The organism is Kitasatospora sp. GP30 (assembly GCF_029892145.1).
GTDB lineage: Bacteria > Actinomycetota > Actinomycetes > Streptomycetales > Streptomycetaceae > Kitasatospora > Kitasatospora acidiphila.
On record NZ_JARZAH010000005.1, the window covers coordinates 264,817 to 289,896 of the forward strand.

Consider the following 25,080-nt stretch of genomic DNA (forward strand, 5'->3'; position numbering starts at 1 on the left):
GGAGGATCCGCCGGCGATGCGGATCATGCTCGGGCGTCACGCTGCCTGAGGCAATGTCACTTCGAGGGCCGAGCAGGTGGACTCCGGGTAAAGCATGGAACAACTCACGTCTTCGCCGCTCCGGCACGGGGTTGCAAACCCGGAGGTCAGCGGGTTGCGACGTTGCTCGGCGCCAACGCAAGCGGCATGCGAAGCGCAGCCTGGCCGGCAGGCCACCGGTTGCGGCCCCGCCATGCTGACGCGGCCTCGCCATGCTGACGCGGCCTCGCCGTGCTGACGCGGCCCCGCCATGCTGACGCGGCGTCGCCACTGTGATCCGGCGTCGCCACACCGATGGGGGGCCGCAACGCCGCTCCGGCGCCGCCACACCGCTCCGGCGTCAGTGCCCCTGCCAGCGCGGCTCGCGCTTCTCGACGAAGGCGCGTGGCCCTTCCAGCGCATCCGCACTGTGCATCCGCCGCTCCTCCCAGGGGAACCGGGTGGCGAACGCCTGCTCCAGGGGCATGGTCGCCGCGGCGGCCGCGGCCTGCTTGACGGCGCGGACCGAGAGCGGGGCGCAGCGCAGGATGTCCGCGACCCAGGCGGCCACGCAGGCGTCCAACTCGGCCGCCGGGACGACCTCGTTGACCAGGCCCAGCTCGTAGGCCCGGGCGGCGGTCATCGGCCGACCGCTGATCAGGTGACCGAGCGCGACCCGGTAGGGCGCCTGCCGGGTCAGCCGGAAGACTCCGCCGGCGCCGGCGATCAGTCCGAGCTTGGCCTCGGGCAGGGCGAAGGTGGCGGTGTCGGCGGCCACGATCACATCGCAGGCGAGGGCGAGTTCGAAGCCGCCGCCGAACGCGTGGCCGTTGACCCGGGCGATCACCGGCTTGGCAAGCTGGAAGCGCTCGGTGAGCCGGGGCCAGCCGGGCTTGCCGCGGCTGCCGAAGGTCGAGGGAGCCGCGGTGCCGTCCTCGATCCGGGCGGCCAGCTCCCTGAGGTCCTGGCCGGCGGAGAAGGCGCGGTCGCCGGCACCGGTGAGGACGGCCAGCCACAGGTCGTCGTCGGCCTCGAAGTCGTCCCACACGTAGGCGAGTTCCTCGTGCATGCGCAGGTCCATGGCGTTGCGGCGCTCGGGCCGGTCGAGGGTCACGTGGGCGACCCGGTCCCGCTTCTCGTAGCGGATCCTGGTGAGCTCCATGGTCGAAGTTCCGTTCGGCTCGGGCGTGATCGGGGTGCGATCGGGGCGCGGTGGCGCTGCTGTCGGGTGAGGCTGAGAGTGCGGGTGAGCACACGGTCAGGCGGTGGGCGCGCCCGTCACCGACCACGGGCGCACCCACCGGTCAGGCGTGCGAGCGGGCGGCGGCCGTGAACCGGCCGACCTTGCCGATGACGTCCTCGCTGTACAGCCGCAGCGACTGCTGCATCGCGAACTCGGCCATGTACTGCTGGAACAGCTGCGGCGGCTCCTCGGCCAGGTTGACCATCCGGCGGTTGGTCACCACGGCCGGGCTGTCGAGGCGCTCCAGCGACTCCGCCACCGCGCCGTCCAGCCGGTCGGGCTCGACGACCTCGTCGAGCAGGTACCCGGCGTCCGGCTCGGTGGCGTGGATCCGACGGCCCCAGAGCACCACCTGACGCGAGATCCGCCCACCGGCCAGCCGGCCGAGCCGCAGGTTCCCCGCGCCGGGCACGATGCCCTCCTGGGCGGCGGGCAGGCTGACGTAGGAGTCGGTGGCGGCCAGCACCCGGTCGAAGACCATCAGCAGCTGGGCGCCGCCGCCGATCGCGAAGGTGTCGACCGCCGCCACCCAGGGCTTCTCGATCACCGGGGTGTGCCAGGCCCCGGCGTGGTCGACCCGCAGGCCGCGCAGCAGCTTGTTGATGTAGCCGAGCTCGCGCCGCAGCAAGAAGTCGATCAGTGAGATCTTCCCGGCGTGCAGGCTCTTCAGGTTGATGCCCGCGCTGAAGACGCGTCGGCCCCGGTAGCGCGGGTGGGTCATCTCGCCGCCGCGCAGCAGGCCCACCGACACGGCCGGGTCGAGCAGCGCGAGGTCGACGGCGGTCTCCATGTCCTCGACGTGCCGGTTGTCCTCGGCGTTGAGGCAGTCGGTGCGGACGATGGTCAGGTGGGCGGCGCTGCCGCGGCGCTCCAGGCGCACCGAGCCGAGGTCCAGCCGGCCGGTGCGGCGGAACTCCGGCAGCAGGCCGAGCGCGCGCTCGGTGGGCAGGGCCATCGCGTCGATCAGGTGGCGGCCCGCGGTGGGGGAGCGCAGCACCTCGCGCAGGAAGATGCCCTGGTCGATCTCCAGGCCCTCCTTGTCGGCCTGCGACCGGGCCTGCTCGACGACCAGTTGTTCGGCGGACGGGACCAGCCCGGGGTAGTTGACGGCGGCGCCGGCGACCAGCTCGGGCAGCCGCAGGTCGAGGCTGTGATTGGCGGTCAGCTCCCGGTAGACGGCTTCGCCGTGCAGGCTCATGAAGCGGCTGCGCACGGAACGGGCGAGGTTCTTCGCCTCGGTGGCGCGTTCGCGCTGCTCGGGGTTGCGGTGGGCCGGCTCGGGCAGTGCGGCGAGCAGGTCCGCGACCCGCTCGGCGGTGTCGGTCACCACCCGGCCGGCGGCGGCGAGGTCCGGGCCGACGGTGGCCGGCGCGTCCTGCGCCGGAGCGGTCACCGGGCCACCTCGCGCAGGGTCCGGTCGCAGGCGGCCAGGTGGCGGCCGAGTGCCTCCTCGAAGCTGGTGGTGGTCGCGTCCAGCAGCAGCTGACGGCGGATCGCGGGGCCGTCGGCCGCCAGGGCCGCCAGCGTGTCGGCGAGGCCGGCCAGCGCGGCGGCCGGATCCGCGGCGAGCTCGTGCAGCAGGCCCAGCGCCACGGCCCGCTCGGCCGTGAGCGGGGTGCCGAGCAGCACGGTGCGGCGGATCGCGGCGACACCGATCTGGTTGGCCAGCCGGTACAGGGCCATGCCGGGCCAGACGCCCGCGGGGCCGGCCGCGGGGAGCAGCCGGGTGCCGGGCCGGGCGATCCGCAGGTCGGTGGCGAGCAGGGCCTCCAGCGCCACCCCGCCGCAGTCGCCGCCGGCCAGGGCCACGGTGGGCAGGTCGACGCGCTCCAGACGGCGCAGCGCCCGCTCCCACTTGTTCACCAGCGGGAGCGGTCCGGCGGGGGCGGTGGCAGGGGTGCCGGTGACGGTCAGCACGACCGGGCCGCGGGCATCGGCGTCCTCGGCGCGGTCGCACAGCGCGTTGAGGGCCGCGACGGTGTCGGGCGACAGCGGCCGGCTGCCGTCGAGGTCGAGCAGCAGTTCGGGGGAGTGGTTCACGGTGGTGTCGCCTTACTCGCTGGCCTGGTACTGGCAGACGGCTTGGTGTGGCATGCGGTGGACGGTTCGGGTCGACGCTCGGCGGCGGTCGGCCGCGGTCACCAGCGGACCAGGGCGGTCTCGATGGTGGACCCCGGGCCCATCGTCATCAGCACGCCGTGGTCGCCCGGTTCGGCCACCCGCTCGGCCAGCAGCCGCTGGTAGGAGAAGAGGAACGAGCCGCTGGACAGGTTGCCGTAGTCGCGCAGCACGCTGGTGGTGTGGCGGACGTCGTGCCGGGTCAGGCCGAGGTTGACGCCGACCGCGTCGATCACCTTCTTGCCGCCGGAGTGCACCAGCCAGTGGCTGATGTCGCTGCGCCGCAGCCCGGTGCCGGCCAGCAGCCGGTCGACCACCCGCTCGGCGTGCGCGCCGACCACGTAGGGCACCTGCGGGTCGAGGAAGAAGCTGAACCGCTCCTGGTCGCCGTCCCAGTCGTACCGCATCGCGTCGATCGCGTCGGTGATGATGTAGCTGGCGAACTTCAGCAGGCTCGGGCCGCTCGCCTGCGGCAGCGGGAGCTCCGGCTCGCCGGCCAGCACCGCGAGCGCGGCGGAGCCGTCCCCGAAGAGGCTGTTGACGACCGAGGTGCGCATGGTGCCGTCGAAGACGTAGGCGGCGGAGCAGGCCTCCGCGCACACCATCACGGCCAGCCGGCCCGGGTGGGCGTGTGCCCAACCGGTCACCGCGTTAAGGGCGTTGAGGCCAGCATTGCACCCCATGCCGACCACGTCGAGCCGGCTGGTGTGCGGGTCGATGCCCAACTCGCGGATGATCAGGGCGCTCAGGCCCGGGGTGAGGAAGCCGGTGGTGGTGACGCAGCAGAGGTAGCCGATGTCGGACAGGTCGGCGCCGGTCGCCTTCAGGCACTCCTGGACGGCGCGCACGCCCATGTCGACGGCCTGCGCCTTGTGCTTGGCCAGGAGTTCGCCCTGGACCTCCATCACCCGGGTGCCGTCCGGTCCCTGCGGCGGCAGGGTGAGGAAGCGCCGCTCGATGGCGCTGTTGAGAAAGACGGACCGGACCCGCGGGTCCCGTATTTCGAAGATGTCCAGCAGTTCCTGCTGGGAATAGGAGTTCTCGGGAACGGCGGTGCCGACTCCCATCACCCGGGCGAGCGGGGCGGTGGCCATTGTCATCGGTAGGTCCATCCCCAACTTCTGGGCTTGCTCCGCAGCAGCGGGGTGCAGGCGTCCATGGATCGGTTGGCCTTTCTTCTCGAAGCGGGCCGGTAACGTTTCTTCAATTTCCGGCAGATTGCGCGCGGATGAACTCCGCAAGGCGATCGAGTCCGTCCTCGATCTCTGCCGGGAGCAGATGGCTGAAGGAGAGCCGCAGCACGTTGCGCGGCGTCGCGTCGGCGTAGAAGTGGTGGATCGGCGTCCAGAGCACCCGGTGCACGGCGGCGCAGTGCGCCAACAGGTCGTCACCGGCCGTGAACGGCACGGTGAGCAGCAGGAAGAACCCGCCCTCCGGCACGTTCCAGCTGACCGAGGGCAGGTCGGTGAACCGCTTCTCCAGCCCGGCCAGCACCTGGGCCAGGTTGCCCCGGTAGGTCTCGGTCTCCCGGGCGTTGGCGGCCCGCAGGCTGTGGCCGTGCGCCAGCAGCTTGCCGCCGATCACGGCCTGCGCGATCGGCGAGGTGTTCACCGTCAGCATGCTCTTGAGCTTGGCCAACTGGTCGGCGAGCAGGGGCTGGCCGGCCGGCGCGCCCGTCACCTCCTGGTCCGCCAGCACGTAGCCGACCCGGGCGCCCGGCAGGCCGGTCTTGGCGAAGGAGCCCAGGTAGACGACCTGGCCGTGGCGGTCCAGGGCCTTCAGGGTGGGCGGGCCCGCCGGGTCGCCGAACAGCCCGTAGGGGTTGTCCTCCAGCAGCAGCAGGTCCTCGGCGGCGGCGATGCCGAGCAGCCGCTCACGCTTCGCGCGGTCCAGTCGGACCCCGCTCGGGTTGGCGAAGTCGGGGATGACGTAGCAGGCCCGCGGGTTGCGGCCGGCGGCCCTGGCCCGGCGCACCACGGCCACCAGATCGTCCAGGTCGATCCCGTCGGCCGCCTCGCGCACCGGCAGCACCGGCATGTCCACCATCATGGCCGCGCCGTGCACGCCGACGTAGCTCGGCGTCACGGCGAGCAGCACGTCGCGCTCGTCGCGGCGCAACGCGCGTAGCGTCAGCCATAGCGCCTCCTGGCAGCCGACGGTGACCACCAGGGCGTCCGGGGCCGCGGTGATGCCCTCGTCCACCCGCAGGTGCTCGGCGATCAGCTCGTGGATGATGCCCTTGGTCCGCCCGTACTGCAGCAGGGTGCGGCGCACCGCGGCCTCGTCGCCGTCCAGGCGGTCCGTCAGGTAACGGCGGTAGATGTCGAAATACCGTGGTACATCGGCCGGATCGAAGAATCCCTCGAAGGGCCGGCCGGCCGCCAGGGAAATGGCGTCGGGAAATCTGTGGGCAATCTCGTTGAGGAAGTTCATCGATTCACTGACCGGTGCGGTCAACGCCTCGTGAAGATCTGTCAGCTCAAGTTTCATGATCTCGCGCTCTCTTGGTCGTGCGGGAAGCAGATAACCACACCGCATCGCCGCAAGACAACTGACGTCCGGTCAAACCGGGAATGCGCGGAATTCCCACCGGGATGTACGGCGAGTTCATCTTCGGTTCGCCTCTTGGCGATCTTGTGTTCCGGCCCGCGAGTCACTCTCTGACCGGCGAGTGCAGCCCCGCGGACCGGCACGCCGGTCGCAGGCGGGGCCGACCGGGTGCGCCGCGCCCCGCCGCCCGCCACCGCTGTGACGCCGGATCAGGCAGGACCGGGCGGCGGCAGCCACCAGTGCGCCCCGGGCCGCAGTCCGCCGCCAGATTTCCAGAAACCCCTTGCATCAAAAGCAAGTTGAGAGAGGACCAGATCGATGACGAACCCGTTCGACGATGCCGAAGGCACGTTCCTGGTGCTGGTGAACGACGAGGGGCAGCACTCGCTGTGGCCCGCCTTCGCCGAGGTGCCCCAGGGCTGGACCATCACCCACGGCCCGGCGGGCCGCCAGGAGTGCCTGGACCACGTGACCGCCACCTGGACCGACATGCGCCCGGCGAGCCTCGCCCGCGCGATGGCCTGACCCTCCCTCTCCTGACCCCCCGGGACGCAACTGATGCACCACGCCGAGCGCCGCCCCTCCCACTACCGCCTGCGCTGCACCGTCTGCGGGCAGCGCCGACCCGACGACGGGCTGGCGCTCGGCTGCCCCGAGCCGCACGCGCCGGGCCTGCTGCGCACCGAGTACCAGGCCACCGCGTTCACACCGGATCCCGCGTTCCAGGGTGTCTACCGCTACCACTCCTGGCTGCCGGTGCGCCGCACACTGCCCGACACCGGCCGCACCGCCGTCTACCGCAGCCGGCGGCTGGCAGCCTCGCTCGGCCTGACCGAGCTGTGGATCGCCTTCAACGGCTACTGGCCGGAACGCGGCGGCGAGTTGACCACCGGAAGCTTCAAGGAACTGGAGGCCGCCACCGTCCTCGGCCGCATCCCCCAGGACGCCGGAACCCTGGTGGTCACCTCGGCGGGCAACACCGCCACCGCCTTCGCCGAACTCTGCGCCCGCCACCGGGTCCCGGTGGTGATCGTTGTCCCGGCCGGCGCCCTGCCGCGGCTGCGCACCCGCACCCCCGGCGGCGAACTCGTCCAGGTGGTCGCGGTCGAGGACGCCGACTACGCCGACGCCATCGCCCTCGGCGACGCACTGGCCCAGCAGCCCGGCTTCACACCCGAGGGCGGCACCCGCAACGTCGGCCGGCGCGACGGGCTCGCCACCGTCCTGCTCGCCGCCGTCGAGGCGATGGGCACCGCGCCCGACCACTACGTCCAGGCCATCGGCAGCGGCGCCGGCGCGCTCGCCGTGCACGAGGCCGCGCTGCGGCTGCGATGTCGCCCCGGCCACGACACCGACCCGCTGCCCCGCCTGCTGCTCGCCCAGAACGCCTGCTACGCCCCCGTCCACCAGGCCTGGCAGACCGGCGAGCGCCCCTGGCTGACCGACGGCGAACAAGACCAACGAGCCGCCGCCGAGCGGGCGTTCGCCCCCGAGCTGACCAACCGGCGCCCGCCCTACGACCTAAGCGGCGGCCTGCACGAGGTGCTCACCGAAAGCGCGGGCCACGTCCGGATCGCCGACGCCGCAGCCGCCCGAGCCGCCATGGACGCCTTCCGCGAGCTGGAGGGCATCGACATCGAACCGGCCGCCGGCATCGCCCTCGCCGCCCTGCGCGACGCCGTGCGCGACGGCGAGGTGGCCGCCGACGCCCGCGTGCTGCTCAACATCACCGGCGGCGGCCGGGCCCGCCTGGCGCTGGAGCACGAGCTGACCGGCCACCAGCCCACCATGCTGGTCCCGCGCGAAACCGCCCACCGGCCCGGCGAGATCGCCGAACTCGCCGCCCGCCTCGCCGACACCCGCGAGCTGCACCCGGCGGTCGTCTGAGCCATGACGACACCCACCGCACTCACCGCGCGAACCGCGCACGCCGCATCCAGCGGCACGCCCCGGCTCACCGAGCTGACCGCAGCCATCCGCAAGCTGCACCCGGCGGTCGTCTGAGCCATGACGACACCCACCGCACCCACCGCGCGAACCGCGCACGCCGCATCCAGCGGCACGCCCCGGCTCACCGAGCTGACCGCAGCCATCCGCACCGAACTGCGCCCCACCCGCACCGAGGACTCCGACGGCCCGGTGGCCGCGCGGGTCGCCGCCGTCCTCGCGTCCTTCCTCCGCCACCCGGACCTGCTCACCCCCGCGCAGTTGGAGCCCGACCCGCACGCGTACCGCCAGCACCTGCTGCACGTCGAGCCGGACGGCTCGTTCTCGGTGGTGGCCCTGGTCTGGCTGCCCGGCCAGGCCACCCGGATCCACGACCACACCGCCTGGTGCGTGGTCGGCACCTACCTCGGCGCCGAGGAGGAGACCGCCTTCCGACTCGCCGAGCAGGACGGCCGCGCCGTGCTGGAACCGGTCGCCACCACGGTCTTCCCGACCGGAGCCGTCGCCCACCTGACCCCGCCCGGTGACATCCACCTGGTGCGCAACGCCACCAGCGGCAAGGTCGTCTCGCTGCACGTCTACGGCGCCGACGTGAGTGTGCGCGGCAGCAGCATCCGGCGCGTCTACGACCTGCCGATCCACCCGGGTGCAGGCGATGCGGGGAGGGCCTGAGCCCGCAACCCCGCCGCGACCGGCGGCCCTTGTGCGCTCAGGCGTGGGCGTGGGCGCGGCGCAGCAGGTAGCCGCCGGAGGCGGCGGCGAGTACGGCCATGCAGGCGGTGAACACCAGGCCGGCGTGGGCAAGACCGAGTGGCTCGCTGAGCAGGCCCACGCCGATGACCGGGATCGAGATGCCGAAGTAGGCGACCACGAAGAGCGCCGAGAGGACGCCGGCGCGGTGCTCGGCGGGAGCGGCGGCGGCGACTTCGCCCACGGCACCGCGCAGGCCCATGCCCTGGCCCGCGCCGCCCACGAGGGCGCTGAGCACCAGCGGTGGCAGGGCGGTCCACGCGAGCGAGGCGGCGAGCAGGGCCAGGCCGGCGATCAGGACCAGGCAGCCCAGCGGGACGGCCCGCGCGGTGCCGAGCCGGGGCACCAGGAGCTGGCCGAGGGTGGAGGCGAAGAAGGCCGCGAAGACGATGAGGCCGACGACCGCGTGGTTGTGGACACCCAGGTTCTGGGCGAGGAACGCCGGGCTGACCGAAGTGAAGACACCCAGCAGTGCGAACCCGGCGAAGACGGCGACCCCCGCCGGAACGAACACCCCGCGCACCTCGGGCGGCAGGGCGGGTCGCTGCGGGCGGGCGGTGCGCAGCGGGCGGGCTCCGGGGACCGTCTCCGGCAGGAACCACAGGACGGTGAACGACGCGGCGAGCAGCACCAGGTGCACGACGAACGGCAGGACCAGCGGGCCGGGCGCGTACTCGGCGAGCAGGCCGGACAGCAGCGGTCCGCAGCCCAGGCCGCCCATGTTGGCGGCGGTCGCGACGAAGCCGGCGCGGGCCCGGTGTCCGGGCGGGGCGAGCTCCAGGACGTACGCGGTGGCGGTGCCGGTGAACAGGCCGGCCGAGAAGCCGGACAGCAGGCGACCCACCCAGAGCAGCGGCAGGCCCTGCTCGGCGAGGAAGGCGACGGCGCTTCCGGCCGCGAGTGCCAGCCCGCACAGCAGCACGGGCCGGCGTCCGACGGAGTCGGAGACATCGCCGACGAGCAGCAGGACACCGATCACGCCGAAGGCGTAGACGGCGAACACGACCGTCACCATCAGCTCGGAGAAGCCGATCTGCTGCTGGTACAGGCCGTAGAGCGGGGTGGGCAGGGTGGTGCCCGCCATGCAGACGGCGAAGGCGGCCGCGGCCCCGAGGTAGGCCGTGGGGCCCGCGGCAGGCCCACCCGTCGGGCGATCCGTCATCCACCCACGGTAGAGGGTCCGGCTCCGGCGGGATCCGACCCGGCAGGGCCGGATGCGCCGGATGGCCTCCGTGGCCCGCCCACCAGGTGAAGGGCGCCGGGGGAGGGCTCGGGCGGGAGGCGCGGTCCCTCGGCCGGCCGTGACCGGACCTGGCCCCCGCCCGGTCCGGTCACAGCGCCGGGATCAGCGCAGCCCGGCGAAGAGGTCGTTCTCGGGCACGGCCGCGCCGGTGGTGTCGTGGACTCGTACGAAGGTCTCCACGCCCATCAGGTCGGTGAACCGCTCCTTGCCCATCTTGAGGAAGAAGATGTTCTCGCCCTGGCTGGCGTGCGCCGCGAGCGCATCGAACTTCTGGCCGCCGAACTCGGTGGTGTCCACCCAGGTGGTGATCTCCTCGTCGGGGAGTCCGATCTCGGGCATCGCGGCGGCCTCCGCCGGATCCGGCTCCTCCCAGTCCGCGCCGAACTCGCGCATGACCTCCCCGAACCGCTGCATCATCGAGCGCGGCGCCGTCGTCCAGTACACCTTCGGCGTCATCCCGGTCATCGCCAGCGCGGCCATCGTGATGCGGTTCGCCTGGATGTGGTCGGGGTGGCCGTAGAACCCGTTCTCGTCGTAGGTCACGACCACATCGGGCCGGTAGTGCCGCAGGAGTTCGGCGAGGCGGGCGGCGCCCTCCTCAACGGGCGTCCGCCAGAAGGACCCGGGGGCGTCGTTGGCGGGCCAGCCCATCATCCCGGAGTCGCCGTACTCCAGGAGCTCGAGATGACTGACCTTCAGGACCTCGCAGCTCGCTTCGAGTTCCCGGCGGCGCATCGCGGCGACGGTGACCGGATCGTGCCCGGGCTCGCCCGGCTTGAGACCCCCCGGTCCGTCGCCGCAAGCGCCGTCAGTACAGGTGACGAGGACCGTGCGGATGCCCTCCGCCGCATACCGCGCGAGGACACCCCCTGTACCGGTGGCCTCGTCGTCGGGGTGCGCGTGCACCGCCAGCAGGGTCAAGGGCCGATCGACCATGGAACCATCCTCCCGTGTGAAAAGTGCTCGCTCCGAGTCTGCGGTACGCGGGCAGGTGGGCGCCCGCATTATCGGGATGACCTGGGCCACGGTCGGAGCCGGTCACTCCTCGCCGGAGCCGAGCGCGGGGGTGTCGAGGAGCCGCACGGTCGGGGCAGCGGGGGAGTGGAGTTCCAGGACCGTGACCTCGTTGCGGCCCGGCCTCAGGACCGGTGCGGGCACGTACAGGGTCTGCTGCGGGCCGCGCGACCAGTAACGCCCCAGCGCGAAGCCGTTGATCCAGGCCAGGCCCTTGGTCCAGCCGGACAGCGAGAGGAAGCAGTCGGCCGGCTCCGCGACGTCCAGGAAGCCGCGGTGGAAGGCCGGACCGACCGGAGGCGCGTCGTGCCGGGAGGCGGTGAAGGTCAGGTCGTCGAGGCCGTCCAGCGGGAGCGGGCGGCTGCACCAGTGGGCCGGCTCGCGCCCGTTGACGGTCACCTCGCCGAGCAGACCCTTGCGGTCGGGCAGCCGGGGGCCGTAGTTGACCCGCCCCTGGTTCTCCACCAGCACGGCGAGGTGCGCTCCCCGGACCGGCGAGTTGAAGGAGAGGGCGTGCTCGTGGTTCTCGCGTTCGAGCACGCCGACCGGCTGGCCGTCCACGAACACCTGGGCGCGGTCGCGGACCCGCTCGATCCGCAGCACGGTCGGCCCGGCGTCGGGAACGACGGTCTCGTACATCACGAACCCGAACGGCTGGCCGAGTTGCTCCATGGTGAGCGGGCGGTCGGCGAGCACGGCGCGGCCGAGCACGCAGGACTGGTCCAACAGGCTCGCGTGTTCGCCGAGTCGGACGGTCACCGGGGCCAGCCGGGCGGCCGGGGCGGGCAGCGGCTGGTCCGGAACCGGCGCGTGCTTGGCGATCACCTCGCGGAAGGCGGCGTACTTGGCGGTGGGCTCGCCGGCCTCGTCCAGCGGTGCGTCGTAGTCGTAGGAGGTGACGGTGGGCCGGTAGGTGCCCTTGTCGTTGGCGCCGTTGGTGAAGCCGAAGTTGGTGCCGCCGTGGAACATGTAGAGGTTGACGGAGGCGCCGGCGGCGAGCAGCCGGTCGAGGTCGGCGGCCGCGTCCTCGGCGCCGCGGGTGGTGTGGGCGCCGCCCCAGCGGTCGAACCAGCCGATCCAGAACTCGGAGCACATCAGCGGCCCGGTCGGCTGGTGCCCGCGCAGCTCCGCCAGCCCCGCCGCCACCCGGCTGCCGAAGTTGACGGTCCGCAGCACGCCGTCGAGGCCGCCGCGTGCCAGGTCGGCGGGCTGGTCGCAGGTGAACAGCGGCACGTCCACCCCGTGCTTGGCCAACAGCTCGGCCAGCTCGGTCAGATAGCCCGCGTCGCTGCCGTGGGCGCCGTACTCGTTCTCCAACTGCACGGCGAGGATCGGACCGCCACGGCTGCCGAGGCGGGGCAGCAGGGCGGGCCACAGGGCGCCGAAGTACTCGTCCACCGCCCGCAGGAAGCGTGGATCGCGGCTGCGCAGTTCGGTGTCCTCGTCGGCGAGCAGCCAGGACGGCAGGCCGCCGCCCTCCCACTCGGCGCAGATGTAAGGGCCCGGCCGGAGCAGCACGTGCAGGCCTTCGGCAGCGGCGAGGTCGAGGAAACCGGGGAGGTCGAGACCCGCGTCCATCCGGAACTCGCCGCGCCGGCGCGCGTGCAGGTTCCACGGGACGTAGGTCTCGACCGTGTTGAGTCCCATCAGCCGTGCCTTGCGCAGGCGGTCGGCCCACTGCTCCGGGTGGACCCGGAAGTAGTGCAGTCCGCCGGAGATGATGCGGAACGGTCGGTCGTCGAGACGGAAGCCGTCTGCGGCGATCTCCAGTCGAGGCATTGCGGTGGTGCTCCTTGCCGACGGGACTTGTGGGAGGGGCGGCTCAGCCCTTGAGGCCGCTGGTGGCGATGCCTTCGACTATGTACCGCTGGGCGACCAGGAACATGACCACCAAAGGGGTGATGGTCACGACGGCACCGGCGAACAGACCGGGCAGGTTGATGGTCTGCGAGGTGAGGAAGGTCGAGAGCGCGATCTGTGCCGTCCACGCGGACGGGTCCTGGCCGATGACCAGCGGCCACAGGAAGCCGTTCCAGCTGTCGATGAACGCCAGCGCACCCAGTGAGGCGAGCATGGCCCCCGAACTGGGCAGCGCGATCCGGCCGTAGAGGCCCAGCCAGCCGAGACCGTCCAGCCTACCGGCCTCCTCCAGTTCGGCGGGGAACCGCAGGTAGAAGTTGCGGAACAGCAGGACGGCGAACGGGTTGAACAGCCCGGGCGCGATGATGCCCCAGAGCGTGTTGACCCCGCCGAGCGAGCCCACCACGACGAAGGTGGGCACGAAGGTCGCCGAGCCAGGGATCATCAGCGTGCCGACCACCAGCGCGAGCAGGACTCCCTTGCCCGGCACCGGGATCCGCGCGAAGGCATAGCCGGCGGCCGAGGCCAGCAGGGTGGACACGGGGGCGGTGATCACCGCGATCAGCAGCGAGTTCCGCAGCGCGTCGCCCATGTGCACGCTGGGGTCGCTGAACAGCGCGGTGAAGTTCCCCCAGTGCATCGTCGACGGCCACCACGTCCAGTGCGGTGAGGTCAGACCCCGGCTGTCCATCAGGGCGTTGCGCAGCATCAGGTAGAACGGCGTCAGGAAGAGCACGGTCAGCAGACCGGCGACCAGGCCGCGGGCGGAGAGCCGCAGGGCCTGCGGGAGGCTTCTCATCGTCCGCTCACTCCTCGCCCTTGCCGAACCCGGTGATCCGTCCCTGCACCAGCGTGACCAGGACGATGAGTGCGGTGACCACGAAGGCACCGGCCGAACCGAGCCCGTAGTCCTGGTCGCCCATCGCGGTGTTGTACAGGTACATCAGCGGGGTCTGGACGGGCGCGGTGCTGCTCCCGGAGAGCCCGCTGTTGAAGAGGTTGTAGAACTCGTCGAACGCCTGGAAGGCGGCGATGAACTGCAGCATCAGTACCGCGACCGACGTGTTGCGCAGCATCGGCAGGGTGATCCGGCGCAGCAGTCGCCAGCCGGTCGCGCCGTCGAGCGCGGCCGCCTCGTGGACCTCGGCGGGGATGCCCTGCAGGCCGGCCAGGAAGAGCACCATGTAGAAGCCGACCTGGAGCCAGAGCCGCAGGGTGATGATGACGACCCAGTACAGCGGTGGCGAGGTGGTCAGCAGCCAGGGCACCGGTGCCATCCCGAACCAGTCGCGGACCATGTTCGCGATGCCCGCCGGCAGTCCGTTGAACAGGCACATCTTCCACAGCAGCGAGGCGGCGACGTAGGAGACGGCGGCCGGGAGCAGGAAAGCGGTGCGCAGCACGGCTCGGCCGCGCCGGATCCGGTGGACGAGGAGGGCGAGCCCCAGCGAAGCGGCGAAGGTCACCGGCACGATGAACAGGGTGAACAGCAGGATGTCGAGGAGCGAGCTGCGGAATGCGGCATCGCCCAGCAGCGTCCGGTAGTTGGCCAGACCGACCCAGTGGCCCAGGCCGATGGTGCCGTGGGCCGCGCTGAAGCTGAGCAGGAAACTCCAGCCGATGGCCAGGTACTTGAAGATGCCGAGGCCGATCAGCATCGGGGCGGTGAGCAGCGCGAACGCACCCCAGGCCCGCCGGTCCCGGTGGGACCGCCGAGCCGGGGCGGCGTCCGGCGGCGCGGCTGCGGAACGCCCGCCGCGCGCGGTGCGCGTCATGGAGGAAGGCGCGGGGTTCATCAGGTGCGCTGCTTGTCCACTGCGGCCTGCGCCTGCTTGGCCGCATCCGCCAGCAGCTGCGCGGGGTCGCCCTGACCACTGACGACCTTCGCCGCGGCGGCGGTGAACGGGGTGCTCACGGCGGGGTCCCAGATCCCGGGGTTGCGGCGGCCGAACTTGGCGGCGAGGTCCACGGTCTCCTTGGCCGTGCCCTGGGACAGCTTGTCGGCGGACGCGGCGACGGACTTGCGCGGCGGGATGTGGAAGCCGTAGCCCTCCGCCCAGTCCTTCTGCAGGTCGGTCTGTTCGATCCAGAGCCACTGGACGAACTTCTTCGCCGCGTCCACGTGCTTGCCCTTGGCGTTGACGCAGCTGGTCCAGCCGCCGACCCGCAGGGCGGGGGTACCGCCGGGCTTGAGGGCCGGCCAGGGCAGGACGCCGAAGTCGTCGCCGAGTGCGGTCTTGATGGCGGGCATCGACCACAGGCCGCCCCACTGCATCGGGACCACGTTCTGGACGAACGCGGACGGGTCCCACCAGTCGGTGGTGAAGCCGAGCAGCAGGGACTGGTCGTCGTGCAGCCGCTTGAGGGCCGACACGGCCTCGACGGCCTGCGGGGAGGCGTAGGACACCTTCCCGTCGGCGACCAGTTCGCCGCCGTTGGACCAGACGGCCAGCAGCGGGCTGTCGCCGACGCCGTCGTTGCCGAGGAACAGGCCCTTGGTGTCCTTGGTGGTCAGCGCCTTGGCCGCGGAGGCGAGGGCGTCGAAGGTGGTGGGCGGCGTGATGCCCGCCTTGGCGAGGGCGCCCTTGCGGTAGTAGAGCATCATCACGTCGTCGAGCGTCTTGACGCCGTAGAGCTTGCCGTCGACGGTCGCCTGGTCGAGGTCGCCCTGCTCGAAGTCGGACTTGGCGCTGCCGTACAGGTCGTCAAGTGCGGCTATCTGGCCGCGCCGGGCCAGGAACTCGTCGAAGTCGCCGATCTCGAACACGTCCGGGGCGCCGTCGGTGAGCAGGGTCGCGTTGAGCTTGCTCGCGTAGTCGCCGGGGATCCAGGTGACCTTGACCGCGATGTCGGGGTTGGCCTTGGTGAAGGCGCTCGCGTAGCGGGTGGCCGCCTGCTGGGTGCCGGCCTCTCCGTAGGCGTGGAACCAGACGTTCAGCGTCGTCTTGGCACCGGCGCCGCCGGTCGGACTGGTGCTGCAGGCCGCGGCGGCGCCGGCCACGAAGAGCAGGGATCCGCCGAGGAATCCGCGTCGGCTAAGCTCGGTTCCGTGTGCACTCATCTCGCATCCTCGGGTTGTGAGGGTGGGGGTGGGTTCGACCCGGCCGGCGTCCCTGATCATGTGCTGGCAGGCAGTGGCGGGGGACCGGCCGGGCGCGCTGTGATGTTGTGCGAAGGTCGGACGTGCGCTGGCTAGGGGAAGAGCGCCTGGATGCCCAGGGCGGCGGCACCTCTGGCCCACTCCTCCCAGGGGAGCGGACGGACTGTCAGCGGGCACTTCGCCGCCGCTTTGAAGCAGTGCGCGGCGTACGCGTCCTTGATGTGGATGCCGAACAGGTCGTAGGTGTCGAGTCCCTCCCCGGTGACGACGACGCGCTCCGGCCCCACCAGGTTCACCAGGGTCGCGATGCCCACGCCGATCGCGCGGCCGGCCCGGGCGAAGGCGTCCCGTGCGGCGGGGTCGCCGCCGCGTGCCAGGTCGACCACGGCGCCGAAGTCGAGCTCCGTTTGACCGGTGGCGCTGCGCACCGCGTCGCGGATGGCGTCGCTGGAGGCGACGGCCTCCACACAGCCGATCATGCCGCAGTGGCAGCGCGGGCCTGACGGGTCGATGCTGATGTGACCCATCTCGCCGGCCACGCCGTAGGCGCCGGCCAGCAGTTGGCCGTTGACGACGAGCCCCGAGCCGATACCGGCGCCGATGGTGACCAGCGCGAAGTACTCGGTCCCGATGCCGTCGCCGAACCAGTGCTCGGCGACGGTCAACGCCTTGACGTCGTTCTCCACGGTGACGCTCAGTCCGGTTGCCCGGGCCACCGTCTCGGCCAGCGGTACGTCGCGCCAGCCGGGCAGCACGGAGTACCGCACCCGGCCGCTGTCACGGTCCACGTCGCCGGAGACCGCGATCCCGAGGTACCGGGTGCGAGCCCGGAACTCGGGCTCGGAGTCGAGCAGTTCACCGACCAGCTCGGTCAGCAGGCGGCACACCGCCTCGGGGTCGCGGTCCCCCAGCGGCCGGCTGGCGGTCGCGCGCATCTCGGCGCTCAGGTCGCAGACGGCACCGAAGAGGGTGTCAGCGCTGATCTTCACTCCGACGAAGAACTCGCGGTCGGGGGTGACCGCGAGCGGGTTGACCGGGCGCCCGGCGCCCGGGGCGGTTCGTTCCGGGGGGAGTTCGTGCAGGTATCCGTCGTCGATGAGCGGCCTGGCGGCCTTGGTGACGGCCGTTCCGGACAGTCCGGTGCGGCGGGCCAGTTCGACCCGGCTGAGTGGACCCTCCGTCAACAGCAGGGCGAGGACTGCGGTTTCGGCTGGCGCGGTGACCAGCGGCTGCGCATGGTTCGGAAACACGGCTGGAACCTACGGCAAATAAATAACTTCGTCCAGTATTGATTTCCCTCTCGTTGCGCCCCTAGCCTTGGGCCACTTCCGTCGCCTGCCACGAGCCCTCCTCGATGGCCACCCGTCCCCGCACCCCTTGGGAAGCTCCCGTGCCTGCCACGCGTCCGACGGCGTTCTTCGATCCCGGTAGCGGTCTCGCCGTTCTCAGCACCCCCCACAGCTGCTACGCCGTGCGCATCGGCACCGACGGCAGCCCCCGGCACCACTATTGGGGCACCCCCCTCGACCTCGCCGAGCTGAGCGGGTTGCCGCCGGCGGTCTCACCCGCGGACAGCAGCTTCGAGGCGGATGCCGCCGCGGACGAACTCGCTCCGCAGACCGGAGCCCGGTTCGGACCGGCCGGCCTGCAGGTGCGGTTCGCGGACGGAACCCGCGGCGCCCAGTGGCGCTTCACCGGACACACCGTCGACGGCGGCGAGCTGCGGCTGCATCTGTCCGACCGCCACTACCCGTTGGCCGCCGACCTCTGCTACCGGGTGCGCGCCGGCAGCGACGTCATCGAGCGCTGGACCGAACTCACCCACACCGGCGGCCCGGCGGACGGACCGATCACCGTGGACCGGCTGGACTCCGCCTCCTGGACCGCCCCGCGACTCGCCGACTACCGGCTGAGCCACCTGGTGGGCGGCTGGAACAGCGAGTTCCAGCTCCAGCGCGACCGCCTTCCGATCGCCGAGACCGTGCTCACCAGCCGCCGCGGCATCACCAGCCACCACGCCAACCCCTGGCTCGCGGTCGACGACGGCACCGCTACCGAGGAGCACGGCGAGGTCTGGAGCACTGCCCTTGCCTGGAGCGGTAGTTGGCGGATCACCGTGCACCGCGACCCGGTCGGCCGGACCACCTGGACCGGTGGCTTCGGTCACGAGGGGCTGCACTGGACCCTGCGACCGGGCGAGGCCCTGACCACGCCGGTCTTCGCCGGCCTCTACACCCCGCACGGCTTCGGCGCGGCCAGCCGTGCCTGGCACGACCACATCCGCGGCCACGTACTGCCACAGCCCCGGCGCGACCGGCCCGTGGTCTACAACTCCTGGGAGGCCACGCACTTCGACATCGATCTGGCCGGCCAGTTCCGGCTGGCAGAGCTGGCCGCCCGACTGGGCACCGAACTCTTCGTGCTGGACGACGGCTGGTTCGGCGCGCGCAGCAGCGACCGGGCCGGTCTCGGCGACTGGTCGCCCCGCCGGGAGGCGTTCCCGGACGGCCTGCGCCCGCTCGCCGACCATGTGCACCGGCTGGGCATGGACTTCGGGGTCTGGGTGGAACCGGAGATGGTCAATGCCGACAGCGACCTGTTCCGCGCCCACCCCGAATGGGTGCTGCACGCCCCGACCAGGGAGGCGACCGAGCTCCGCAACCAGCTGGTCCTCAACTTCGCCCACCCCGAGGTCGAGGCCTGGGCGCAGCTGACGCTCGATCGGCTGGTGCGGGAGAACGGCGTCGACTGGCTCAAGTGGGATGCCAACCGGGCCTTCACCGACGTCGGGTGGGCCGGTCATCCAGACCCCGACCGGCTCTGGATCGACCACACCCGGGCCGTCCACCGGATCATGGACAGACTCCGGGACGACCATCCGAGCCTGCGGATCGAGGCCTGCGCGGGCGGCGGCGGCCGGGTGGACCTCGGCATGCTGGCCCGCACCGACCAGGCCTGGACCTCCGACAACACCGATCCGGTCGACCGGATCGGCATCCAGCACGGCTACAGCCAGCTCTTTCCGGCCCAGACCATGGCCGCATGGGTCACCGACTGCCCCAATGCCGCCACCGGCCGGACCACCCCGCTGCGGTTCCGCTTCCATGTCGCCATGGCAGGGGCCCTCGGCCTCGGTGGGGACCTGGCCCGGTGGTCCTCGGAGGAGCTGCGCGAAGCCGCCGACCTGGTCGCCCGGTACAAGGCGATCCGGCCGCTGGTCCAGCACGGCCACCAGCACCGCCTGACCGGCCAGGACGGTGTCAGTGCCGTCCACTACGCCGCCGATGACGACACCGCGCACGCCCTGCTCGTCTGGCGCCCCACCACCCGCTTCGGCCACCGGCCCGCCGCGCTCCGGTTGCCCGCCCTGGACCCCGACGCCCGCTACCTGGACGTGGACAGCGGCCGGACGCACAGCGGCACCACCCTGCGCCACTGCGGCATCGACCTGCCGCTGCCGGCGGGGGACTACGCCAGCTGCCTGATCCGGCTGGCCAGACTCGACTGAGCCGGATCAGGGTCGGCGGTTCGGGAGCTGCCTCAGGCCGCCTTCACCAGGTCCAGCCAGCCGCCGCGACGCGCGACGGGCAGCCGGGCCTCGGCGGGCACGACGGTCACGGCGCAGCGGGCGCGGGCCAAGCAGTGGCGGGCGACCTCGCCGTGCAGCAGGCGCTGGAGCCGGCCGCGGCGGCCGGAGCCGATCACCAGGAGGTCGTCGGGCCGGTCGGCGACCTGGAGCAGCGCGGGGCCGGCCTCGCCACGGATCACCACCGGGGTGATCAGCCGGTCGGCCGGGTAGCCGCCGAAGACCTCGGCGAAGACCTGGTCGAGGCGGCCGCGGGCGGCCTTCTCCCAGGCGGCGGCCAGCGAGGGGCAGGGCTGGGTGCGGTAGGCCGGCTCGCCGCCGACCGGGGTCCAGGCAATCACCGGGACGAGCTCGGCACCGCGTCGAGCCGCCTCCGCGGCGGCGCGCTGCAGGACCGCCGCGCTGCGCCGCGAACCGCTGACGCCGACGATGACCCGGGTGGACTCGCCCATGGTGTGCTGCACTTCCCTCAGTCGTGGATCCGCTCGCTGCGGTCCGTTGTTTTTCAGGTGAGACGATCATAGCGCCTTAAGATCGTAGGTCAAGTCGTCCAGGTATGGATGATGCATGGGCCACAGAAGCCATTGGACCTTGGATTTCCTTAACGATCTCTTGATGTCGTGCCGCCGCCCGCTCGGTCGCCGCGCCTCGGCAGCGGGCGCCGAGCCGAGCCGCGCCGCAGGTCAGGGCTAAGGTGTCCGCCATGACGCGCACCCGCCTGTACCGCAACGGCAACCTCGAACTGGAGGACTTCCCAGCTCAGGACATCTCCGACTACATAGGAGACCCCGACTGCACGGTATGGCTGGACGTCAGCGATCCGGAGTCCGCGGACTTCGAGATGATCACCGAGGAGTTCGGCCTGCACGCCCTCGCGGTCGAGGACGCCCGCCAGGAGCACCAGAGACCGAAGCTCGACCGCTACCGCACCCATCTGTTCCTGTCCGCCTACGCGGTCGCGCTCGACGAGGGCACCGGCGAGTTCAGGGCGGAGGAGATCGCCGCCTTCATCACCCACAACGCCCTGATCACCATCCGCAAGGGCACCCACTGCAACATGGACCGCGTCGTCGAACGCTGGGACAACGCCCCGGACCTGGCCAAGCAGGGCGTCGGCTTCCTGGTGCACGGGCTGCTGGACTACCTGGTCGACGGCCACTTCAGCGCCGTCCAGGTGCTGGACGACCGCATCGAGGCACTGGAGGACCTGCTCTTCGAGGACGGCCCCCAGCAGATCCAGGAGGTTCAGCGCACCTCCTTCGAGCTGCGCAAGAGCCTGGTCAAGCTGCGCCGCGTGGTGCTGCCGATGCGCGAGGTCGTCAACTCGCTGCTCCGCCGCGACATCCACCTGGTCAGCGACCAGATGATGCCGTACTACCAGGACGTCTACGACCACGTGCTGCGCGCCACCGAGTGGACCGAGTCGCTGCGTGACCTGGTCACGACGGTGATGGAGACCAACCTGACGGTGCAGGGCAACCGGATGAACATGATCATGAAGAAGGTCACCAGCTGGGCCGCGATCATCGCCGTGCCCACCGCCGTCACCGGCTTCTACGGTCAGAACGTCCCCTATCCCGGATTCGGCACCCAGGGCGGCTTCTGGGCCTCGACCATCATCATGATCGTCCTGTCGGTCCTGCTCTATTTCACCTTCAGGCGCCGGGACTGGATCTGACGGCAGCCGGGTGGGTCGGGCCCTGGCCCTGGCCCGGCACGAAGCGGGCCACCATTCCCCCGGACCGGGTCGCTCAAGCGCACCCTGCTGTTCAACCGGTCGGCACCGACGGTTTCTGGTCACGATGTGCGGCGGTCCGGTTGGTGGGCATGCGACCGTCCGGGGGCTCCCAGCAGCGCGGCGGCCCCGCACGCGGCGTCGGCCGAGCAGCCGGCCAGTCCGGCCGAATCCGGTCCGGCCCGGTTGCACGGGGCTGGTGTGACTGGTGGGTCGCTGCGAGGATCCCGGGTCAGCACAGTAGTGCCGCAAGTCCGTACTGAGTTCGAACCCAACTTGGAGGCAACATGCTGCCCACCGCCGAGCAGGTCCGCGCGCTCAAGGACGAGGACTTCCGTCTGGGCCTCGGCCAGGGGTACACGCTCCACCCGGCCGGCAACCCGGCGGACGAGGTGTACGTCTCGGCCGCGCTCACCAACAGCACCTGTGACGGGTACTCCAGCTGCGGCCGCGTCTGCAGCTACTGATCGAACCGGCGGGCACGACGCCCGCCGACCGGTGGCTTCACCGCCGCCGTGTGCCCCCGGGACCGGTCCGTACGGTCCCGGGGGCACGTCCGGGCACACCGAAGGGGAGACGGGCGTGGTGGACGCATCCGAACTGCGGCGGGCCGCGGCCCGCGCCGTGCCGCTGGACCGGCGAGGGCAGGGCTCCGAGCCGCACGCCGCCGGCACCCATGGCGAAGGCGCCGGGGCGGCCGAACGCCTGGCACGCGCCGAGCGCCGGCTGGCGCGCTGGCAGGCCCAGCCGCCGTTCGACCACGACGACTGGTTCGACCGGCGGCTGGCCGCCGACCAGTTGGACACCGACCGGCTGCGCGCCCTGCTCGCCGAGAGCCCCGAGGCGCTCGCCGACCGCCTCGCCGACCGCCTGGACGATTCCGAGCCGTGGCTCCGCGACCTGATCGCCGCCTTCGAGGGCGCGCCCGCCGCACACCTCGCCGACCGGAGCGCACCGATCGACGACGAGTACCCCTTCGCCGCGCTGGTCGCCCCACTGCTGACCGCAGCACACGAACAACTGCGTTCCGGTGTCGCCGAGTTGGGACCGATGCCGATCGGCACCCCGGAGCAGTTGAGCGAGCTGCTCGCCCCCGCCCTCACCGCAACCGCGCACGCGATGGCCGCCCGCACGGTCATCGTGGAGCTGCACGTCGCCAAGCTCACCGGCGGGCTGACCGGCGACACCCCGCAGGAGCGCTACCGGGAGTTCGTCCAGCGGCTCACCGAACCCGCGCGGGCCGTCGAACTGCTGGCGGAGTACCCGGTGCTGGCCCGCCGCCTGACCACCTCCGCCAGGCAGTGGGTCGCGACCGGCCTCGCCCTGCTGCGCCGCCTCGCCGCCGACCTGCCGGCCCTGTCGCAGACCTTCGCCGACGGCCGACCGCTCGGCCGGCTCACCGAAGTGACCACCGGCCTGGGCGACTTCCATCGCGGCGGCGCCAGCGTCTGCGGCCTGCGGTTCGAGAACGGTCTGCGACTGGTCTACAAGCCGCGCCCGCTGGACGCCGAGACGCACTTCCAGCAGCTGCTGCGCTGGATCAATCCGCGCCTGCGCCTGCCGCTGCTCGACGTGCCCCACCTGCCCCGCGACGGCTACGGCTGGATGGCCCACGTCACCGCGGAACCGGCCTGCGGTGAAACCGAGTTGCGCGACTTCCACCACCGCGCCGGCAGTCTGGCCGCACTGCTCTACCTGCTGGACGCGGTCGACTGCCACGCCCAGAACCTGCTCGCCGTGCGCGACCAACCGGTGCTGATCGACCTTGAGGCGCTGCTCCACCCCGACCTGCGCGAGCCCGGCAAGGACCTCTCCGAGTCCGAACGCCTCGCCCGGCACGACGCGTTGCACTCGGTGCTCCGCTCCGGCCTGCTGCCCGAGCGACTGTGGGACGAGGACGGAAACGGCGGCGCCGACCTCTCCGCACTCGGCTGGGACCCGGCCAAGCTGCCGCCGCGCCCGATGCCCGAACTCGTCGGCCTGGGCACCGACGAGCTGCGCATCGAGTACCGCCGCGTGCCCCTGGAAGCCACCGGAAGCCGGCCGGTGCCGCCGGGCGTCCCGCTGCGACTGGCTGACTACGCCGCCGAGGTGGAGGCCGGTTTCACCGAGGCGTACCAGGTGCTGGCCGCCGACAAACCGCGGGTGCGCGAGCTCGTGAAGGCGTTCGCCGCGGACGAGACCAGGCTGCTGCGCCGCGACACACTGGAGTACCGCAGCCTGCTCGCCACCGCGTGCCACCCCGACCTGCTGCGCGACGCACTCGACCAGGACCGCCACCTGGACCGACTGTGGGCCATCGCCGCCTGGGAGGAGAGCGCGCTCGCCTTCGTCGCCCACGAGCGGGCGGACTTGTGGCGCGGCGACGTACCGGTGTTCACCGTACGCCCGGACGGTGTCGACGCCCGCGCAGCGAGCGGCGCCGTCATCCCCGCGGTCACCGACCGGCCCGCACTGGAACTGGCGCTGGAGAAACTGGACCGGCTCGGCCCCGCCGACCTGGCACGGCAGTGCCGGCTGCTACGGCTGTCGATCACCACGGCGGACGGTGCCGGCGAGCCGCACACCACCACTGCCACTGCCCGCGTCAACGCGCCCGACTCCCTCGCGTCGCCCGCGCTGCCCGACCCGGCGTCGCCCGCGCTGCCCGACCCCGCGGCGCTGCGTACCCGCGCGCTCGCCAAAGCCACCGCAGCCGCCGACCAGCTGCTGCGCGAGGCGTACCGCGGCACCTCCGACCTCGCCTGGATCGGCCCCAACTGGGCCCCGCCCGGGCGCTGGGCGGCTGCCGAGCTCGGCCCCGACCTGTACAGCGGCACCGCCGGCGTCACCCTCTTCCTGCACCAGCTCGCCGGGCTGACGGGCGACGCCGAGCACCTGTGGGCCGCCGGCGCCGCCGAACGCACGCTGCGCCACCAGATCCGCCGACGCGCCGACCGCCTCACCGGCGGCCTGACCGGCACCGGTGGCCTGCTCTACACCCTCGCGCAGCTCGCCGCCCACCACCGCGACCCGAAGCTCGACGCCCTCGCCGAGCTGCTGGTCTCCCGGGCCACCGCCGCCGAGGACGACGCCCACGACCTGATCGCCGGTGACGCGGGCACGATCGCCGGCCTCAGCGCCTGGGGAACGGTGCGCCCCGGCCCAACGGTGACCGACGCCCTGGCCCGCTGCGCCGAACGGCTCGCCGCCGCGGCGCGCCCGCATCCGCAGGGCGGCGTCGGCTGGCTGCCGGCCACGCTGGCCGCGACGGTCGAGCGCCCGTTGGCCGGGCTCTCGCACGGCGCGTCCGGCATCGCCTGGGCGCTGGCCACGGCCGGCCGGCTGCTCGGTGACGACAAGCTGCCCGCCCTGGCCCTGGACGCGCTGGAGTACGAACGCACGCTCTTCGACCCGCAGGCCGCCAACTGGCGCGACGTGCGTGAGGACGGCTCGCCCGACGGCCCGTCCTACCCGGTCCTGTGGTGCCACGGCGCGGCCGGGATCGGCCTGGCCCGGATCGAGCTGGCCGGGCTGCTCGCGGACCACGACCTGCTGGCCAAGGAGCGGGAGGTGGCGCTGGACACCGTCGTGCGCCATGGCTTCGGCCACAACTTCTCGCTCTGCCACGGCGATCTGGGCAATCTGGAGCCATTGATGCTGGCCGGCGGCCGGTGGCGGGAGGCCGGCCTGCGACAAGCCGCCGCCACCCTGGACGAGCTGGACCGGCGCGGCTGGGTCTGCGGTCTGCCCCACGGCGTGCACAGCCCCTCGCTGATGGTCGGCATCGCCGGCATCGGCCACGGCCTGCTGCGGCTGGCGGCACCGGACCGGGTCCCGTCGGTCCTCGCCCTGCGGGGGCCGCTGCCCGACTGACAGTCAGGATGGTGATGCGGAACGCAGGTCACCGAGGGCTGGGCCACTCGGATCGCTCGGC

General features: G+C 72.3%; 20 protein-coding genes. 7 read left to right on the forward strand and 13 right to left on the reverse strand.

The features are described from left to right. Nucleotides 1-379: 379 nt before the first annotated feature. The 5 genes from dpgD to P3T35_RS11060 all read right to left on the reverse strand — a co-directional run bounded on the left by dpgD (nt 380) and on the right by P3T35_RS11060 (nt 5,812). Nucleotides 380-1,180, reverse strand: a complete 801-nt coding sequence (dpgD, locus tag P3T35_RS11040; protein ID WP_101384539.1) for an enoyl-CoA-hydratase DpgD — start codon at nt 1,178-1,180, stop codon at nt 380-382. 142 nt (nt 1,181-1,322) lie between these two features. Then, on the reverse strand, nt 1,323-2,591 hold the full coding sequence (gene dpgC, locus P3T35_RS11045; RefSeq protein ID WP_101385576.1) for a (3,5-dihydroxyphenyl)acetyl-CoA 1,2-dioxygenase DpgC: 1,269 nt from the start codon (nt 2,589-2,591) through the stop codon (nt 1,323-1,325). A gap of 59 nt (nt 2,592-2,650) precedes the next feature. Continuing rightward, the gene (gene dpgB / locus P3T35_RS11050; RefSeq protein ID WP_101384540.1) at nt 2,651-3,301 is read right to left on the reverse strand and encodes an enoyl-CoA-hydratase DpgB; all 651 of its coding nucleotides are present in this window, start codon (nt 3,299-3,301) and stop codon (nt 2,651-2,653) included. 98 nt (nt 3,302-3,399) lie between these two features. Then, nucleotides 3,400-4,479 (reverse strand): 3,5-dihydroxyphenylacetyl-CoA synthase DpgA, encoded by a 1,080-nt coding sequence (gene dpgA, locus P3T35_RS11055; RefSeq protein ID WP_280705612.1) that lies wholly within the window; start codon nt 4,477-4,479, stop codon nt 3,400-3,402. Between the two features lie 103 nt (nt 4,480-4,582). After that, the gene (locus P3T35_RS11060; RefSeq protein ID WP_280705618.1) at nt 4,583-5,812 is read right to left on the reverse strand and encodes a PLP-dependent aminotransferase family protein; all 1,230 of its coding nucleotides are present in this window, start codon (nt 5,810-5,812) and stop codon (nt 4,583-4,585) included. A gap of 435 nt (nt 5,813-6,247) precedes the next feature. On the opposite strand from P3T35_RS11060, the gene P3T35_RS11065 reads away from it, so the two are divergent. The 3 genes from P3T35_RS11065 (at nt 6,248) to P3T35_RS11075 (ending at nt 8,548) form a co-directional block, all read left to right on the forward strand. Then, nucleotides 6,248-6,454, forward strand: a complete 207-nt coding sequence (locus tag P3T35_RS11065) for an MbtH family protein (RefSeq protein ID WP_101384543.1) — start codon at nt 6,248-6,250, stop codon at nt 6,452-6,454. A gap of 33 nt (nt 6,455-6,487) precedes the next feature. Beyond that, complete coding sequence (locus P3T35_RS11070; protein WP_101384544.1) at nt 6,488-7,816, forward strand: cysteate synthase; 1,329 nt, start codon at nt 6,488-6,490, stop codon at nt 7,814-7,816. Nucleotides 7,817-7,936: 120 nt separating this feature from the next. Beyond that, complete coding sequence (locus P3T35_RS11075; protein WP_101384545.1) at nt 7,937-8,548, forward strand: cysteine dioxygenase family protein; 612 nt, start codon at nt 7,937-7,939, stop codon at nt 8,546-8,548. Nucleotides 8,549-8,585: 37 nt separating this feature from the next. Here the strand turns inward: P3T35_RS11075 and P3T35_RS11080 are convergent, their stop codons facing one another. The 7 genes from P3T35_RS11080 to P3T35_RS11110 form a co-directional block, all read right to left on the reverse strand. Continuing rightward, nucleotides 8,586-9,788, reverse strand: coding sequence for an MFS transporter (locus tag P3T35_RS11080; protein WP_101384546.1), 1,203 nt, complete (start codon nt 9,786-9,788; stop codon nt 8,586-8,588). Nucleotides 9,789-9,971: 183 nt separating this feature from the next. Further along, nucleotides 9,972-10,805, reverse strand: a complete 834-nt coding sequence (locus P3T35_RS11085) for a PIG-L family deacetylase (protein WP_101384547.1) — start codon at nt 10,803-10,805, stop codon at nt 9,972-9,974. 102 nt (nt 10,806-10,907) lie between these two features. Further along, a complete protein-coding gene (locus tag P3T35_RS11090) occupies nt 10,908-12,662 on the reverse strand; it encodes a beta-galactosidase (protein ID WP_101384548.1) in 1,755 nt (584 codons plus the stop codon). 43 nt (nt 12,663-12,705) lie between these two features. After that, nucleotides 12,706-13,542: a carbohydrate ABC transporter permease gene (locus P3T35_RS11095; RefSeq protein ID WP_101384549.1), complete on the reverse strand. Its 837-nt coding sequence runs from the start codon at nt 13,540-13,542 to the stop codon at nt 12,706-12,708. 7 nt (nt 13,543-13,549) lie between these two features. Next, a complete protein-coding gene (locus tag P3T35_RS11100) occupies nt 13,550-14,518 on the reverse strand; it encodes a sugar ABC transporter permease (protein WP_101384550.1) in 969 nt (322 codons plus the stop codon). A gap of 20 nt (nt 14,519-14,538) precedes the next feature. Next, nucleotides 14,539-15,804, reverse strand: coding sequence for an extracellular solute-binding protein (locus tag P3T35_RS11105; protein ID WP_101384551.1), 1,266 nt, complete (start codon nt 15,802-15,804; stop codon nt 14,539-14,541). A gap of 131 nt (nt 15,805-15,935) precedes the next feature. After that, nucleotides 15,936-17,093 carry an ROK family transcriptional regulator gene (locus tag P3T35_RS11110; protein WP_101384552.1) on the reverse strand — a complete coding sequence of 386 codons (1,158 nt, stop codon included), beginning with the start codon at nt 17,091-17,093 and terminating at the stop codon, nt 15,936-15,938. A 140-nt stretch (nt 17,094-17,233) separates the two neighbouring features. Here P3T35_RS11110 and P3T35_RS11115 point away from each other — a divergent pair, with 140 nt between their 5' ends. Then, nucleotides 17,234-19,351 carry an alpha-galactosidase gene (locus P3T35_RS11115; RefSeq protein WP_280705626.1) on the forward strand — a complete coding sequence of 706 codons (2,118 nt, stop codon included), beginning with the start codon at nt 17,234-17,236 and terminating at the stop codon, nt 19,349-19,351. A gap of 32 nt (nt 19,352-19,383) precedes the next feature. Here the strand turns inward: P3T35_RS11115 and P3T35_RS11120 are convergent, their stop codons facing one another. Then, nucleotides 19,384-19,881, reverse strand: a complete 498-nt coding sequence (locus P3T35_RS11120) for a universal stress protein (protein WP_101384554.1) — start codon at nt 19,879-19,881, stop codon at nt 19,384-19,386. Nucleotides 19,882-20,132: 251 nt separating this feature from the next. Here P3T35_RS11120 and P3T35_RS11125 point away from each other — a divergent pair, with 251 nt between their 5' ends. The 3 genes from P3T35_RS11125 (at nt 20,133) to P3T35_RS11135 (ending at nt 25,019) form a co-directional block, all read left to right on the forward strand. After that, nucleotides 20,133-21,107, forward strand: a complete 975-nt coding sequence (locus P3T35_RS11125; protein WP_101384555.1) for a magnesium transporter CorA family protein — start codon at nt 20,133-20,135, stop codon at nt 21,105-21,107. A gap of 344 nt (nt 21,108-21,451) precedes the next feature. After that, complete coding sequence (locus tag P3T35_RS11130) at nt 21,452-21,631, forward strand: hypothetical protein (RefSeq protein ID WP_180356822.1); 180 nt, start codon at nt 21,452-21,454, stop codon at nt 21,629-21,631. Nucleotides 21,632-21,746: 115 nt separating this feature from the next. After that, nucleotides 21,747-25,019: a type 2 lanthipeptide synthetase LanM family protein gene (locus P3T35_RS11135; RefSeq protein WP_180356823.1), complete on the forward strand. Its 3,273-nt coding sequence runs from the start codon at nt 21,747-21,749 to the stop codon at nt 25,017-25,019. The last annotated feature ends 61 nt before the right edge of the window (nt 25,020-25,080 follow it).

Coding starts and splice junctions, on each gene's coding strand:
- dpgA (WP_280705612.1), bottom strand. CDS start 4,479: ATGACAATGGCCACCGCCCCGCTCGCCCGGGTGATGGGAGTCGGCACC.
- P3T35_RS11090 (WP_101384548.1), bottom strand. CDS start 12,662: ATGCCTCGACTGGAGATCGCCGCAGACGGCTTCCGTCTCGACGACCGA.
- dpgD (WP_101384539.1), bottom strand. CDS start 1,180: ATGGAGCTCACCAGGATCCGCTACGAGAAGCGGGACCGGGTCGCCCAC.
- P3T35_RS11100 (WP_101384550.1), bottom strand. CDS start 14,518: ATGACGCGCACCGCGCGCGGCGGGCGTTCCGCAGCCGCGCCGCCGGAC.
- P3T35_RS11095 (WP_101384549.1), bottom strand. CDS start 13,542: ATGAGAAGCCTCCCGCAGGCCCTGCGGCTCTCCGCCCGCGGCCTGGTC.
- P3T35_RS11080 (WP_101384546.1), bottom strand. CDS start 9,788: ATGACGGATCGCCCGACGGGTGGGCCTGCCGCGGGCCCCACGGCCTAC.
- P3T35_RS11120 (WP_101384554.1), bottom strand. CDS start 19,881: ATGGGCGAGTCCACCCGGGTCATCGTCGGCGTCAGCGGTTCGCGGCGC.
- P3T35_RS11125 (WP_101384555.1), top strand. CDS start 20,133: ATGACGCGCACCCGCCTGTACCGCAACGGCAACCTCGAACTGGAGGAC.
- P3T35_RS11060 (WP_280705618.1), bottom strand. CDS start 5,812: ATGAACTTCCTCAACGAGATTGCCCACAGATTTCCCGACGCCATTTCC.
- P3T35_RS11070 (WP_101384544.1), top strand. CDS start 6,488: ATGCACCACGCCGAGCGCCGCCCCTCCCACTACCGCCTGCGCTGCACC.
- P3T35_RS11065 (WP_101384543.1), top strand. CDS start 6,248: ATGACGAACCCGTTCGACGATGCCGAAGGCACGTTCCTGGTGCTGGTG.
- P3T35_RS11085 (WP_101384547.1), bottom strand. CDS start 10,805: ATGGTCGATCGGCCCTTGACCCTGCTGGCGGTGCACGCGCACCCCGAC.
- P3T35_RS11075 (WP_101384545.1), top strand. CDS start 7,937: ATGACGACACCCACCGCACCCACCGCGCGAACCGCGCACGCCGCATCC.
- P3T35_RS11130 (WP_180356822.1), top strand. CDS start 21,452: ATGCTGCCCACCGCCGAGCAGGTCCGCGCGCTCAAGGACGAGGACTTC.
- P3T35_RS11105 (WP_101384551.1), bottom strand. CDS start 15,804: ATGAGTGCACACGGAACCGAGCTTAGCCGACGCGGATTCCTCGGCGGA.